This window comes from Streptomyces sp. NPDC001093, from assembly GCF_040298985.1.
Taxonomy (GTDB): domain Bacteria; phylum Actinomycetota; class Actinomycetes; order Streptomycetales; family Streptomycetaceae; genus Streptomyces.
Genome location: NZ_JBEPBF010000053.1, coordinates 46,466 through 61,023, shown reverse-complemented (window position 1 = coordinate 61,023; position 14,558 = coordinate 46,466). Strand labels below are relative to the sequence as shown.

14 protein-coding genes are annotated in these 14,558 nt (G+C 71.4%); 9 read left to right on the top strand and 5 right to left on the bottom strand.

Annotation, left to right across the window (positions count from 1 at the left end):
• Window positions 1-472 (top strand): DUF6542 domain-containing protein (locus ABT288_RS25350; protein WP_351611897.1); only part of this gene is annotated, 472 nt, incomplete at its 5' end.
• A 30-nt stretch (window positions 473-502) separates the two neighbouring features.
• On the opposite strand, the gene ppgK is transcribed toward ABT288_RS25350, so the two are convergent.
• A complete protein-coding gene (ppgK, locus tag ABT288_RS25345) occupies window positions 503-1,249 on the bottom strand; it encodes a polyphosphate--glucose phosphotransferase (protein ID WP_351611894.1) in 747 nt (248 codons plus the stop codon).
• A 30-nt stretch (window positions 1,250-1,279) separates the two neighbouring features.
• Window positions 1,280-2,296 (bottom strand): 4-hydroxy-3-methylbut-2-enyl diphosphate reductase, encoded by a 1,017-nt coding sequence (locus ABT288_RS25340; protein WP_351611891.1) that lies wholly within the window; start codon window positions 2,294-2,296, stop codon window positions 1,280-1,282.
• Window positions 2,297-2,438: 142 nt separating this feature from the next.
• Here ABT288_RS25340 and xseA point away from each other — a divergent pair, with 142 nt between their 5' ends.
• From xseA to ABT288_RS25325, 3 genes are all read left to right on the top strand, one after another.
• Window positions 2,439-3,647, top strand: coding sequence for an exodeoxyribonuclease VII large subunit (xseA, locus tag ABT288_RS25335; protein ID WP_351611889.1), 1,209 nt, complete (start codon window positions 2,439-2,441; stop codon window positions 3,645-3,647).
• Window positions 3,644-3,883: an exodeoxyribonuclease VII small subunit gene (locus ABT288_RS25330; RefSeq protein WP_351611886.1), complete on the top strand. Its 240-nt coding sequence runs from the start codon at window positions 3,644-3,646 to the stop codon at window positions 3,881-3,883. Before xseA ends, ABT288_RS25330 begins: the two co-directional genes overlap by 4 nt.
• 144 nt (window positions 3,884-4,027) lie before the next feature.
• Window positions 4,028-4,618, top strand: a complete 591-nt coding sequence (locus tag ABT288_RS25325) for a malonic semialdehyde reductase (protein WP_351611883.1) — start codon at window positions 4,028-4,030, stop codon at window positions 4,616-4,618.
• Between the two features lie 65 nt (window positions 4,619-4,683).
• Here the strand turns inward: ABT288_RS25325 and ABT288_RS25320 are convergent, their stop codons facing one another.
• Window positions 4,684-5,211, bottom strand: a complete 528-nt coding sequence (locus ABT288_RS25320) for a DUF4245 domain-containing protein (protein ID WP_351611880.1) — start codon at window positions 5,209-5,211, stop codon at window positions 4,684-4,686.
• A 127-nt stretch (window positions 5,212-5,338) separates the two neighbouring features.
• Here ABT288_RS25320 and glpX point away from each other — a divergent pair, with 127 nt between their 5' ends.
• Window positions 5,339-6,373, top strand: coding sequence for a class II fructose-bisphosphatase (gene glpX, locus ABT288_RS25315; protein WP_351611877.1), 1,035 nt, complete (start codon window positions 5,339-5,341; stop codon window positions 6,371-6,373).
• A gap of 64 nt (window positions 6,374-6,437) precedes the next feature.
• Here the strand turns inward: glpX and ABT288_RS25310 are convergent, their stop codons facing one another.
• Window positions 6,438-6,815: a WhiB family transcriptional regulator gene (locus ABT288_RS25310; protein ID WP_228625931.1), complete on the bottom strand. Its 378-nt coding sequence runs from the start codon at window positions 6,813-6,815 to the stop codon at window positions 6,438-6,440.
• 175 nt (window positions 6,816-6,990) lie between these two features.
• Complete coding sequence (locus ABT288_RS25305) at window positions 6,991-7,710, bottom strand: DUF1707 SHOCT-like domain-containing protein (RefSeq protein ID WP_351611874.1); 720 nt, start codon at window positions 7,708-7,710, stop codon at window positions 6,991-6,993.
• A gap of 167 nt (window positions 7,711-7,877) precedes the next feature.
• Here ABT288_RS25305 and ABT288_RS25300 point away from each other — a divergent pair, with 167 nt between their 5' ends.
• From ABT288_RS25300 to ABT288_RS25285, 4 genes are all read left to right on the top strand, one after another.
• Window positions 7,878-9,548, top strand: a complete 1,671-nt coding sequence (locus ABT288_RS25300; protein WP_351611872.1) for a fumarate hydratase — start codon at window positions 7,878-7,880, stop codon at window positions 9,546-9,548.
• Window positions 9,549-9,835: 287 nt separating this feature from the next.
• Entirely contained in the window at window positions 9,836-11,227 is a 1,392-nt protein-coding gene (locus ABT288_RS25295) for a class II fumarate hydratase (protein WP_351611870.1), read from the top strand.
• 82 nt (window positions 11,228-11,309) lie between these two features.
• Window positions 11,310-12,026 (top strand): cytidylyl-2-hydroxypropylphosphonate hydrolase, encoded by a 717-nt coding sequence (gene fomD, locus ABT288_RS25290; RefSeq protein WP_351611868.1) that lies wholly within the window; start codon window positions 11,310-11,312, stop codon window positions 12,024-12,026.
• Window positions 12,027-12,330: 304 nt separating this feature from the next.
• Window positions 12,331-14,526: a SpoIIE family protein phosphatase gene (locus ABT288_RS25285; RefSeq protein WP_450858107.1), complete on the top strand. Its 2,196-nt coding sequence runs from the start codon at window positions 12,331-12,333 to the stop codon at window positions 14,524-14,526.
• The last annotated feature ends 32 nt before the right edge of the window (window positions 14,527-14,558 follow it).

Below are 14,558 nucleotides of genomic sequence, written 5' to 3'. Positions count from 1 at the left end.
CGGGCCGGGCCGGGGGCAGGGGCAGGGGGCGCGGCGACCGGGGCGCGGCGGCCGGGAGGCGGGGGCCGCCGCCCGGCCGCTGCCGCTGGACCCACGGCTTCCGGGGCCCCGGCTCACCGCGCTGGGCAGCGGGCTGTTCTGCATCCTCGTGATGCTGCTGCTCGGTTGCGTGGACGCGCTGCTGGGCGGGTCACTGCCCGTGTACGGCGTGCTGTTCGTGCCGGTGTGCGTGCTGACCGCGCTGTGGGTGCGGGACGGGGACGTACTGACCGCCCCCCTGGTCGTACCGATCGCGTTCGCCGTGGGGATGGTTCCCGTCGCCGACGGGGGCGGGGGGCTGCTCGGCAGCCTGATGGGGGTGTTCACCGGGCTCGCGACCCAGGCCGGCTGGCTGTACGGAGGGACGCTCCTCGCCGGAGTGATCGTGCTGGTGCGCCGGGTGCTGTGGGTACGGCGGCGGCGCCGGGTCTGAGTCGACGCCTGCGGCCATCCCGTTACGCGCTCATCTCTCCTGGGCCGCTCTCATCGCCGCTCCCACGATCCCCGCGTTGTTCTGCAGCTGCGCGGGCACGATCTCGGCCTTGACGCCGTCGATGAAGTGCAGGAACTTGTCCGCCTTGCGGCTGACCCCGCCGCCGATGATGAACAGCTCCGGCGAGAACAGCATCTCCACATGCGCCAGGTACTTCTGGACGCGGTGCGCCCACTGCTCCCAGCTCAGGGCATGGTCGTCCTTGGCCTTGCTGGAGGCCCGCCGCTCCGCGTCGTGGCCCCCCAGCTCCAGATGGCCCAGTTCCGTGTTCGGGACGAGGGCGCCGTCCACGAAGACGGCGCTGCCGATGCCGGTGCCGAAGGTGAGCAGGATGACCGTGCCCCCGCGGTCCCGGCCGGCGCCGAACTGCATCTCGGCGACGCCCGCCGCGTCCGCGTCGTTGACGACCGTCACCGGCAGGCCGCCCAGCGTGCCGCTGAACAACGCGCGCGCGTCGGTGTCGATCCAGCTCTTGTCGACGTTCGCCGCCGTACGGACCGTGGCGCCGCCGGTGACCACTCCGGGGAAGGTCAGGCCGACGGGGCCGGTCCAGCCGAAGTGGTCGATGACCTGCTTGACCCCGTCGGCGACGCCGTCCGGCGTCGCCGGATGCGGGGTGAGCACCTTGCAGCGCTCCTCGGTCAGGTCGCCCCTGTCCAGGTCCACAGGGGCGCCCTTGATCCCGGATCCGCCGATGTCCACGCCGAAGATCTGCATGGCACCCACGTTACGACGGACGACTGACAGTCACTTCTCGGCGGTGCCGGTGCCGCCGCGCTCGGCGACCAGGGTGGCGGCCTCCTCGCGCAGGTCGCGGCGGAGCTCCTTGGGGAGGGAGAACGTGATGGACTCCTCGGCGGCCTTGACGATCTCCACGTCGCCGTAACCGCGCTCGGCGAGCCACTCCAGGACCTGTTCGACCAGGACCTCCGGAACGGAAGCGCCGGAGGTGACGCCGACGGTCTGCACGCCCTCCAGCCAGGCCTCCTCGATCTCGTCGGCGAAGTCCACCAGGTAGGCCTCGCGGGCGCCGGCGAGCTTGGCGACCTCGACGAGCCGCTTGGAGTTGGAGGAGTTGCGCGAGCCGACGACGATGACCAGCTCGGCCTCGGCGCCCATCTGCTTCACGGCGAGCTGGCGGTTCTGCGTGGCGTAGCAGATGTCGTCGCTGGGCGGGGAGACCAGGCCCGGGAACTTCGTCTTCAGGGCGTCGACGGTCTCCATGGTCTCGTCCACGGAGAGGGTGGTCTGGGACAGCCAGACGACCTTGGAGGGGTCGCGGACCTCGACCTTGGCGACGTCGCCGGGGCCGTCGACGAGCTGGATGTGGTCGGGGGCCTCGCCGGAGGTGCCGATGACCTCCTCGTGGCCCTCGTGACCGATCAGGAGGATGTCGTAGTCCTCCTTGGCGTAGCGGACGGCTTCCTTGTGGACCTTGGTGACCAGGGGGCAGGTGGCGTCGATGGTGGCGAGGCGGCCCTGCTCGGCCTCCTCGTGCACGACCGGGGCGACGCCGTGCGCCGAGAACATGACGATGTTGCCGGGCGGCACCTCCTCCGTCCGCTCGACGAAGACGGCGCCCTTCTTCTCCAGGGTCTGCACGACGTACTTGTTGTGGACGATCTCGTGCCGGACGTAGATCGGGGCCCCGTACTGTTCGAGGGCCTTCTCGACGGCGATCACGGCGCGGTCCACACCGGCGCAGTAGCCCCGGGGGGCGGCGAGCAGGACACGGCGGCCAGGCGAAGCGGTCATGCGTCCCATCGTAAGGGTGCGTTCGGCGCCGCCGGGATCGCCTGCCCGGTGCCGCGCGGGCCCTGCGGCCGCCACGGCGGAGTCGCGCCCGGTGGCGGGCCGCAAGGGCAGCGGCGCTCCGCTGTCGGTGCCCCCCGTTACCCTCAACCGCATGGCTGCGAAAACCACCCCCGAAGCCCCCCTGCCCGTGGGCGAGGTCTCCCGGCTGATCGGGGGCTGGATCGATCGGCTGGGTGCGGTGTGGGTCGAGGGGCAGATCACGCAGTTGTCGCGGCGGCCCGGCGCCGGGGTCGTGTTCCTGACGCTGCGCGACCCGTCGTACGACATCTCCGTGAGCGTGACCTGCTACCGGCAGGTGTTCGACGCCGTCGCCGATGTCGTCGGGGAGGGCGCCCGGGTCGTCGTACTGGCGAAGCCGGAGTGGTATGCCCCGCGTGGCCAGCTGTCCCTGCGCGCCGCCGAGATAAGGCCCGTCGGCGTCGGTGAGCTGCTGGCCCGGCTGGAGCAGCTGAAGAAGGCGCTGGCGGCCGAGGGGCTGTTCGCGCCGGAGCGGAAGAAGCCGCTGCCCTTTCTGCCGCAGCTGATCGGCCTGGTCTGCGGGCGCGCCTCCGCCGCGGAGCGGGACGTGCTGGAGAACGCCCGCCATCGCTGGCCCGCCGTCCGCTTCGAGGTGCGCAACGTGCCGGTGCAGGGCGTGCACGCCGTCCCGCAGGTCGTGCAGGCGGTGAAGGAGCTGGACGAGACCGAGGACGTGGACGTCATCATCGTCGCCCGTGGGGGTGGCAGCGTCGAGGATCTGTTGCCCTTCTCCGACGAGCAGCTGGTGCGGGCCGTGGCCGAGTGCCGTACGCCCGTCGTGTCCGCCATCGGCCACGAGCCCGACAACCCGCTGCTGGACTACGTCGCCGACCTGCGCGCCTCCACGCCCACCGACGCGGCCAAGAAGGTCGTGCCGGACGTGGGCGAGGAGTTCGAGCGGGTGCGGATGCTGCGGGACCGGGCGCGGCGCTGTGTGCACGCGTATCTGGAGCGGGAGGAGCGCGGCCTGGCGCACGCGCTGGCCCGCCCCTCGATAGAGGATCCGCACCGGATGATCGACGAGCGCGCCGACCACGTGGCCTCCCTGGTCGGGCGGAGCCGGCGGACCCTCGGCCATCTCCTCGACCGCGCGGACTCGGAGCTGGGGCACACGCACGCGCGCGTGGTGGCCCTCTCCCCCGCGGCGACGCTCAAGCGCGGGTACGCGGTGCTGCAGAAGGCGGACGGGCACGTGGTGCGCGATCCGGACGAGGTGACGGAAGGCGAGGCGCTCCGGGCCCGCGTCGCCGACGGCGAATTCACAGTGAAGGTAGGCGAATGACCGGCAAGGTGGACGAGGCGCTCTCCTATGAGCAGGCGCGGGACGAGCTGATCGAGGTCGTACGGCGACTGGAGGCGGGCGGTACGACGCTCGAGGAGTCCCTGGCGCTGTGGGAGCGCGGCGAGGAGCTGGCCAAGGTGTGCCGGCGTTGGCTGGAGGGGGCGCGGGCCCGGCTGGACGCGGCGCTGGCCGAGGAGGAGCACGAGGAGGAGGGAGAGGAGGGGGACGCCGGGTAGGCGTGGACCGTGGGCTGTGAAGCGGGTCACCGCACCCCGAGCTTTGTTGAAGGTTGAACTTCATTGGCGTAGGGTCATGCCTGTCAGCCGATCCGGACCACGGTCCGGTACGTCGGATCCCGGCGCCACCTAGGAAGTCCACGCATGTCTCTCGTTCTTGACCCCGCCGCCCAGGACCTGCTGTTCCGCGAGGCCCGCACCGCGAACACCTTCACCGACGAGCCGGTGACCGACGAGCAGGTCCAGGCGATCTACGACCTGGTCAAGTACGGCCCCACCGCCTTCAACCAGAGCCCGCTGCGCATCACCCTGGTCCGCTCCGCCGAGGCCCGCGAGCGCCTGGTGCAGCACATGGCCGAGGGCAACCAGCCGAAGACGGCCACCGCCCCGCTGGTCGCGATCCTCTCCGCGGACAACGAGTTCCACGAGGAGCTGCCGACCCTCTTCCCGCACTTCCCGCAGGCCAAGGACCTCTTCTTCGGCGAGCGTCCGGCCCGTGAGGGCGCCGCCGCGCTGAACGCCGCCCTGCAGGCCGCCTACTTCATCATCGGCGTCCGTGCCGCGGGTCTCGCCGCCGGCCCGATGACCGGCCTCGACTTCGAGGGCGTCCGCAAGGAGTTCCTGGACGACGACCACACCCCGCTGATGGTGGTCAACATCGGCAGGCCGGGTCCGGACGCCTGGTTCCCGCGCTCGCCGCGCCTGGCGTACGACGACGTCGTCACGACCGTCTGAGACGCACCGGACACACGAAGAGGCCCCCGGCACCGCCGGGGGCCTCTTCGCATGCCCTGCGTGGCTCACTGCATCTTCAGCGCCGCCGCCACCTTCGTCAGCTCCGCGAAGGACGCCGTACCGGCCACCACCGTGGTGGAGCCGGGCGTGCCGTTCAGGACGAGGGCGTCGTAGCGGCCACCTGTGTAGCGGGTCCAGGTGCGGCCGCCGATCGTCTCGGTGTTCTTCGTCGCCGACGCGCCCTGGCTGGCCTGGTCGATGAAGTCGGCCCGCTTCTGCGTCGACTGCTCGATCTGCACATACTGGCTGTCCGGGGTCTGCAGGCCCAGGTGCCAGCGGTCGCCGTTCTCGCCCTGGAAGCGTACGGAGGTCGCTTTCCAGGTACTCGGCAGGCCCTCGGGGGCGGCCACCGGGTAGCTCGCCGCGCGACGGGCCGTGAGCAGTTCGACCTGGTAGTCGACCCGCTTGAGGTCGGGAGCGTGATCGTCGTGCGGGATGGTGAGGAAGTAGACGACCGCCGCCGCGATGCCGATCAGGGCCAGGGAGAGAATCATGTCCCGGGCCGTCTTCTGCTTGCCGTTCGAACCTGCCACGCCCTCTATCGTCGCAGGTACCCCAAGCGCTCATCCGTGGGGTCCCCTGCTCATTTTGTCTGCCTAACGATAGAGTCGGGGCCAACACCCTCATCCGGCCGTCGTCGTATCAGAAAGGTGCGCTCCGATGACCGAAAATCATCACCTGCCGTCCGAGCTCGATGTTCCCTCCGAGGCTCCCGACCGCAACCTCGCCCTGGAACTCGTCCGGGTGACCGAAGCCGCCGCCATGGCCGCCGGCCGCTGGGTGGGGCGCGGCGACAAGAACGGCGCCGACGGTGCCGCGGTGCGCGCCATGCGGACCCTCGTCTCCACCGTGTCGATGAACGGCGTCGTCGTCATCGGCGAGGGCGAGAAGGACGAGGCCCCGATGCTCTTCAACGGGGAGCACGTGGGCGACGGCACCGGTCCCGAGGTCGACATCGCGGTCGACCCGATCGACGGCACCACCCTGACCGCCAAGGGCATGCCCAACGCGATCGCCGTCCTCGCGGCGGCCGAGCGGGGCGCCATGTTCGACCCGTCCGCCGTGTTCTACATGGACAAACTGGTCACCGGCCCCGAGGCCGCCGAGTTCGTCGACATCGACGCGCCCGTGGCCGTGAACATCAAGCGGATCGCCAAGGCGAAGAAGGCCACGCCCGAGGACGTGACGGTCGTCATCCTCGACCGGCCGCGGCACGAGGGGCTGATCAGGGAGGTCCGCGAGGCCGGCGCGCGCATCAAGCTGATCTCCGACGGTGACGTGGCGGGCTCCATCTACGCGCTGCGCGAGGGCACGGGCGTCGACCTGCTGCTCGGCATCGGCGGTACGCCGGAGGGCATCATCTCGGCCTGCGCCGTGAAGTGCCTGGGCGGGACGATTCAGGGCAAGCTGTGGCCCAAGGACGACGAGGAGCGTGCGCGGGCCATCGACGCCGGGCACGACCTGGACCGCGTTCTGACGACCGACGACCTGGTGTCCGGGGAGAACGTCTTCTTCGTCGCGACCGGGATCACCGACGGTGAGCTGCTGCGGGGCGTCCAGTACCGGTCGGAGACCGCGCTGACCGAGTCGATCGTGATGCGGTCGAAGTCGGGGACCGTGCGCAGGATCTACTCCGAGCACCGGCTCGCCAAGCTGCGGGCCTACAGCGCGATCGACTTCGACCGGGCGAAGTAGCGCCGCCCGCGCCCCTCAGGGAAAGGCGCCCCCGGTGCGGCGGGGGCGCTCCCTCTTCAGTGTCCTAACCCGCTATGCGGTTGGCCGCCGTCGCCCGTGCCGCCTTCTTCAGCTCCATCTCCCGGCGGCGCCTTCGCGCCAGGACCACGCGGCGCTCCGCCGCCGTGAGGCCGCCCCAGACGCCGTACGGCTCGGGCTGCAGGAGGGCGTGTTCGCGGCACTCGACCATCACCGGGCAGCGGGCGCAGACGCGCTTGGCCGCCTCCTCGCGGGACAGCCGGGCGGCGGTCGGCTCCTTCGACGGGGCGAAGAACAGGCCCGCCTCGTCGCGCCGGCACACCGCCTCGGTGTGCCAGGGAGCGTCTTGGTCCCTGTCTCGCGCTGGCACCCGCTGCGCCGGAAGGGCAGCTACCTGCAGGGACGAATGCGGCGGTTGCAGCACGGGTCTACTCCTGACGACGGCTTCGCGAGCGAGAGACGATGCAGCAAGCCCTACCCGCTGTGCGCGCGCCTATGCACAGCGTTCCCAGTCGCAGGCGCGCGGGCGTCTCGTTCACGCCCCCACCGGGCCGCACAGGAGGAACGGAACCTTCCGCTCACCGGCGCATTCGCGACCGTCAGCGCCCCAGGTGTTTGCGCAGCTTCCGGTCGACCTTGTCCTGGACCCGCTCCAGCTTCCGGTCGACCTTGCTCTGCACCCGGTCCAGGATGTCCGCCACGCGCTTGCCCCGCCTGGGGCGTGCCTCGACATTGCCGAGTACGGCCCAGCCGTCGACGTAGACGACCGGCGCGTCGGACTCGACCGAGTCCAGCGTGTCCACCTCGAAGTTGCCGAGGACGCCGCCTCCGGTGCCGCGCAGCGACACGTTCTCCGGGACGCGGATCTGGACGTCGCCGAAGACCGAGACGGCCTTGATCACGACCTGCTGGTACTCGAAGATCGCCTCGCTGAGGTCGATCTCGACGCTGCCGAAGACCGAGTACGCGTGGATCCGGCGCCCGGCGCGCCAGCGACCCCGGCGCACGGCGCTGCTGAACACGGCGACAACGTTGGCGTCGGCCTCCTGCGGGATCGCGCCCGGGGTGGGCCGGGGCGGGACGGGCGCATAGGCACCGGCGGCGGGGCGCTGGTGCGCGGCCGGCAGGTCCCGGATGAAGACCTCCAGCTCGCCCACCGTCTTGGCGGCGAGGACGCCCTCGACCCGCTCGGCGTGCTCGTCGGCGGTCAGCCGGCCCTCGGCCAGGGCCTCTCGGAGGATCTCGGCGATGCGGTCACGGTCGGCGTCCGAGGCACGCAGCTCGGCGACAGGTGCGTCGGTGTGCTTCTGAAGGTCCACGCGGACAGCGTACCGAAACGCGATAGATCGCGACTAGGGGCTGTGGAAAACCCCGGCGTGTCGAACTGAGCCTTACCTCACAGGTTTCGTGTCGGCGGCAGGTTCTACGCTGGTGAGGCCCGCCAGCGTCGGCGGGCGCCGTCCGTCAGAGTGAGGAATGGGCTGAGATGCCTGAGTTCGCGTACACCGATCTGCTCCCCCAGGGAGAGGACACCACCCCGTACCGGCTGGTGACGTCCGAGGGCGTCTCCACCGTCGAGGGCCCGGACGGGCGGACGTTCCTCAAGGTGGAGCCGGAGGCGCTGCGCAAGCTGGCCGAGGAGGCCGTCCACGACATCCAGCACTACCTGCGCCCCGCCCACCTCGCCCAGCTGCGCCGGATCATCGACGACCCGGAGGCGTCCGGCAACGACAAGTTCGTCGCCCTGGACCTGCTGAAGAACGCGAACATCGCAGCGGCGGGCGTGCTCCCGATGTGCCAGGACACCGGCACGGCGATCGTCATGGGCAAGCGCGGCCAGAACGTCCTCACCGAAGGTGAGGACGAGAAGCACCTCTCGCACGGCATCTACGACGCCTACACCAAGCTGAACCTGCGCTACTCGCAGATGGCCCCGCTCACCATGTGGGAGGAGAAGAACACCGGCTCCAACCTCCCGGCCCAGATCGAGCTGTACGCGACCGACGGCGGCGCCTACAAGTTCCTGTTCATGGCCAAGGGCGGCGGCTCGGCCAACAAGTCGTTCCTCTACCAGGAGACGAAGGCCGTCCTGAACGAGGCCTCCATGATGCGGTTCCTGGAGGAGAAGATCCGTTCGCTCGGTACGGCCGCCTGCCCGCCGTACCACCTGGCGATCGTCGTCGGCGGCACGAGCGCCGAGTACGCGCTGAAGACGGCGAAGTACGCCTCCGCGCACTACCTGGACGAGATCCCGGCGGAGGGCTCGGAGCTGGGACACGGCTTCCGGGACAAGGAGCTCGAGCAGAAGGTCTTCGAGCTGACCCAGAAGATCGGCATCGGCGCCCAGTTCGGCGGCAAGTACTTCTGCCACGACGTCCGCGTGGTCCGCCTCCCCCGGCACGGCGCGTCCTGCCCAGTCGCCATCGCCGTCTCCTGCTCGGCCGACCGCCAGGCCGTCGCGAAGATCACCGCGGAGGGCGTCTTCCTGGAGCAGCTGGAGACCGACCCGGCGCGCTTCCTGCCGGAGACGACCGACGAGCACCTCGACGAGTCCTCCGACGTGGTCAGGATCGACCTCAACCAGCCGATGGACACGATCCTCGCCGAGCTGACCAAGTACCCGGTCAAGACCCGCCTCTCCCTGACCGGCCCGCTGGTCGTGGCCCGCGACATCGCGCACGCCAAGATCAAGGAGCGGCTCGACGCGGGCGAGGAGATGCCGCAGTACCTGAAGGACCACCCGGTGTACTACGCGGGCCCGGCGAAGACCCCCGAGGGCTACGCCTCCGGTTCCTTCGGCCCGACGACGGCCGGCCGCATGGACTCCTACGTGGAGCAGTTCCAGGCGGCGGGCGGCTCCAGGGTGATGCTCGCCAAGGGCAACCGCAGCAAGCAGGTCACCGACGCGTGTGCCGCGCACGGCGGCTTCTACCTCGGCTCCATCGGCGGCCCGGCCGCCCGTCTCGCCCAGGACTGCATCAAGAAGGTCGAGGTCCTGGAGTACGAGGAGCTGGGCATGGAGGCCGTCTGGAAGATCGAGGTCGAGGACTTCCCGGCGTTCATCGTCGTGGACGACAAGGGCAACGACTTCTTCCAGGACCCGGCCCCGCAGCCGACGTTCACGTCGATCCCGGTGCGGGGTCCCGGACTGGCGTAGTGGCTCCGGGGCGGGGCGGACTCGTCTCGCCCCCGCCGCCCCTACCCGTCCCATCCCCAGGGACCGCGCCCCTTCGACCCCGCCCGGAGGACTCCGCCCCGGACCCCGTTCCGTCCGAAAGGCCCCGCCCTCAAGCACCGGACAGGCCGGCAGGTGCCGCCGGACGAACAAGTCGAACGAGTTCTTCCAGGACCCGGCCCCGCAGCCCACGTTCACGTCGGCGGAGACGTCGCTCACTCAGCGTAACGACGGGGAACAACCCCGTGGGCCCGATCGCTATAGCTGCCATGAGCGACAGCGACTACCGCATCGAGCACGACTCCATGGGCGAGGTCCGCGTGCCCGCCACCGCCAAGTGGCGCGCCCAGACCCAGCGTGCCGTCGAGAACTTCCCCATCTCGGGCCAGCGCCTGGAGCGCGCCCACATCGAGGCCCTGGCCCGGATCAAGGGCGCCGCCGCCAAGGTGAACGCGCAGCTCGGCGTGGTCGACAAGGAGACCGCCCAGGCGATCCAGGAGGCGGCCGCCGAAGTCGCGCGGGGACAGTGGGACGAGCACTTCCCCATCGACGTCTTCCAGACCGGCTCCGGCACCTCGTCGAACATGAACACCAACGAGGTCATCGCCACCCTCGCCAGTGAGCGGCTCGGCCGGGACGTGCACCCGAACGACCACGTCAACGCCTCCCAGTCCTCCAACGACGTCTTCCCCTCCTCCATCCACATCGCCGCCACCGCCGCCGTCACCCATGACCTGATCCCCGCCCTCGAGCACCTCGCCGCCTCCCTGACCCGCAAGTCCGAGGAGTTCGCCGATGTCGTGAAGTCCGGGCGGACCCACCTGATGGACGCCACTCCCGTGACCCTCGGCCAGGAGTTCGGCGGATACGCGGCCCAGATCCGGTACGGCGTCGAGCGGCTGCGCGCCTCCCTGCCCCGCCTCGCCGAACTCCCCCTCGGCGGCACCGCCGTCGGCACCGGCATCAACACCCCGCCCGGCTTCTCCGCCGCCGTCATCCAGGAGGTCGCCCGGGTCACCGGGCTGCCGCTGACCGAGGCCCGCGACCACTTCGAGGCGCAGGGCGCCCGGGACGGGATCGTGGAGACCAGCGGGCAGCTCAGGACCATCGCGGTCGGGCTGACGAAGATCGCCAATGACCTGCGGTGGATGGCGTCCGGGCCGCGCACCGGGCTCGCCGAGATCCGGCTGCCCGACCTGCAGCCGGGGTCGTCCATCATGCCGGGCAAGGTCAACCCGGTGATCCCCGAGGCCGTACTGATGGTGGCCGCCCAGGTGACCGGCAACGACGCGGCCATCGCCACCGCCGGCGCCTCCGGCAACTTCGAGCTGAACGTCATGCTGCCGCTCATCGCCAGGAACGTGCTCGAATCCGTCCGGCTGCTCGCCAACGTCTCCCGGCTGCTGGCCGACCGGACCGTGGACGGCATCACCGCCGACCGTGAACGGGCGCGCGAGTACGCCGAGTCGTCCCCCTCCGTGGTCACCCCGCTCAACAAGTACATCGGCTACGAGGAGGCCGCGAAGGTCGCCAAGAAGTCCCTCGCGGAGCGCAGGACGATCCGGCAAGTCGTGCTGGAGGGCGGGTACATCGAGCGCGGCGACCTGACCCTGGAGCAGCTCGACGAGGCGCTGGACGTGCTGCGGATGACACGTCCCTAGCCGCGAGCGAACCTTTTCGGCCACCGCCGGAACCGTGACGTGCACCGCAGCGTCGTATGCCTGCGGCACCTAATATCTGTCCATGACGGACGACGGAGCGACGACACACGTGGACACGGCGGACGCGGCGCACACGACGGACCCGGGACCGGCGACCCGCTGGAGCACCGGGACCCAGATCCTGTGGCGCTACCGGGAGAACGCCGGCGCGCACATCCACATCGCGCGGCCCGTCACCGTCGTACGCGACGACGCCGACCTGCTCGCCGTGTGGATGGCCCCCGGCACCGAGTGCGTGAAGCCGGTCCTCGCCGACGGCACACCCGTGCACCTGGAGCCGCTCCGGTCCCGCTACACCAAGCCGCGCTCGGTGCAGCGGGACCGCTGGTTCGGCACGGGCGTGCTGAAGCTGGCCCAGCCCGGCCGGCCCTGGTCGGTGTGGCTGTTCTGGGAGCCGGGCTGGCGGTTCAAGAACTGGTACGTCAACCTCGAGCAGCCGCTGGCCCGTTGGGCGGGCGGGGTGGACTCCGAGGACTACTTCCTGGACATCTCCGTGCACCCCGACCGCAGCTGGCACTGGCGCGACGAGGACGAGTTCGCGCAGGCCCAGCGGGACGGGCTGATGAACGCGGCCACCGCCGAGCGGGTCCGGGCGGCCGGGCGGGAGGCGGTCGAGGTGATCGAGGCCTGGGGGGCGCCGTTCTCGGACGGCTGGCAGCACTGGCGCCCGGATCCGTCCTGGGAGGTACCTTCTCTCCCCGAGGACTGGGACCATACGCCCGCGCACGTGTCCTCATGAGACCCTTGATGCGCCCCCGGGCAGGAAACGTAGGATCGTCGTCCGCAAACGGATAATCAGAGTCAGTGCGCGGCACTGTCGTTGAGGGGTGGTGGTCGGGTGGCGGATGGGAGCAGAAGTGCAACTCCGGGAGCATGCGCAGAGCTTGACCGATCGTCACCGAGGGGCGGCAGCACGTGAGCGAGGGGCACCAGGGCACAGGAACCACCTCTGAGCACGCGGGAATTCCGTTCCTGGGGCACGTATTGCGGGTATCGGGACTTCTGCGGGAGCAACTGCGCGCCCGGCGCGCAGTGCCGTACGGATGGATGCGACACGCGTGACGGAGCAGCCCACCTCCTTCGAGCGCCCCCAGGGCGCCGACCCCGCGGAGGGCCGCGGGGCGCTCCTGCGTACCCCGAAGCCCGCCACCACCCCGGCCTTACCGGCGCAGGCCCGGGCGGAGGGAGCGTCCTGCGGACCGGGTACGGCCACGCCCTGTGGCCAGGGAAAGGACGGCAGGGGGACGCAATCCCCGGTCGGCAAGGGGAAGGAGCCCCCAGTCAACGGCCCCGAGCACTCCCAGCCCGCGACCACCGAGCCCGGCGCACACCGCCCGCGGCCCGCGCCTGATGCCGTCCCGCCGCGACCGGCGTCGGAGGCCGTCCCCCCGCGTCCCGGGCCGGAGGCCATCCCGCCGCAGCCCGGCGCCGAGCAGGAGCGGACGGCGGACCGCACGCCGGGCGGTCAGGAGCGCCGTACCGGGCGCGGTCTGCCGCCGGGCCGGCCGATGCCGATGCGGCGCGACGGCGATCGGCTGAGATTCGTGGGCGCGGCCACCCGGCGGATCGCGCGCGGCCTCGATCTGGACGAGATCGTGATGGGCCTGTGCCGGGCGACCGTGCCGACGTTCTCGGACGCGATCCTGGTCTATCTGCGCGATCCGCTGCCGGTCGGCGACGAGCGGCCCACCGGTCCGGTGGTGCTGCGGCTGCGCCGTACCGACCGGATTCCGGAGGACCGGGACACCGAGGGGGTGCTGCTGCCCCCGGCCTTCGACCCCGAGCCGGAGCCGAGCGCGCTGGCCGAGCTGTCCTCGCTCACCACCGAGCTGTGCGAGGTGCGCCCCGGGGGCGCGCTGAACGAGGTGCTGCGCGGGGTGCGGCCGGTGTTCGCGGACGCGCCCGCCGCCCGGGCCGCGCTGCCCGAGCTGCTCGGCGACTGCGCCGAGACGGTCGTACCGTCCGGGCAGCACGCGATCCTCGCGCCGTTGCGCGGCCGGCGCCGGGTGATCGGCGCGGCGCTGTTCCTGCGCCGCCCGGAGCGGCTGGCGTTCGAGGGCGACGACCTGCTGGTGGCGGCCCAGCTGGCCACGCACAGCGCGCTCGGCATCGACAAGGCGGTGCTGTACGGCCGGGAGGCGTACATCGCCGACGAGCTGCAGCGCACCATGCTGCCCGAGACCCTGCCCCGCCCGACGGGTGTACGGCTGGCGTCGCGGTATCTGCCGGCGGCGGAGACCGCGCGGGTCGGCGGCGACTGGTACGACGCGATTCCGCTGCCGGGCAGCCGGGTCGCGCTGGTGGTCGGTGACGTCATGGGGCACTCCATGACCTCGGCGGCGATCATGGGCCAGCTGCGCACCACCGCGCAGACCCTGGCCGGGCTCGATCTGCCGCCGCAGGAGGTGCTGCACCACCTGGACGAGCAGGCGCAGCGGCTCGGCACGGACCGCATGGCGACCTGCCTGTACGCCGTCTACGACCCGGTCACCCACCGCATCACCATCGCCAACGCCGGCCATCCGCCGCCCGTGCTGCTGCACCTGGGCGGGCGGGCCGAGGTGCTGCGGGTACCGCCGGGCGCGCCGATCGGGGTCGGAGGGGTGGACTTCGAGGCCGTCGAGCTGGACGCGCCCGCCGGGGCCACGCTGCTCCTCTACACCGACGGGCTGGTGGAGTCCCGGCTGCGGGACGTGTGGACCGGCATAGAGCAGCTGCGGGAAAAGCTCGCCGCGACCGCCCAGTTGACCGGGCCGGACCATCCGCCGCCGCTGGAAGCCCTGTGCGACGAGGTGCTGGACATGCTCGGGCCGGGGGACCGGGACGACGACATCGCGCTGCTCGCGGCCCGTTTCGACGGGATCGCGCCGAGCGATGTCGCGTACTGGCGGCTGGAGCCGGAGGAGACGGCCCCCGGCCAGGCCCGCCGGCTGGCCCGGCGCGCGCTCGCCCGCTGGGACCTGGAGGACCTGTCGGACTCGGTGGAGCTGCTGGTCAGCGAGGTCGTGACGAACGCCGTGCGGTACGCGTCCCGGCCGGTGACGCTGCGGCTGCTGCGCACGGACGTGCTGCGCTGCGAGGTCGGCGACGATGTGCCGCAGCTGCCGCGGCTGCGCCAGGCCCGGGCCACGGACGAGGGCGGGCGCGGCCTGTACCTGGTCAACAAGCTGGCCCGGCGCTGGGGCGCGACCCGGCTGAGCACCGGCAAGGTGGTGTGGTTCGAGCTGAACCGGGGCTGAGCGAGCCGTACCTGCGCCAAGGGCGCCCGGGG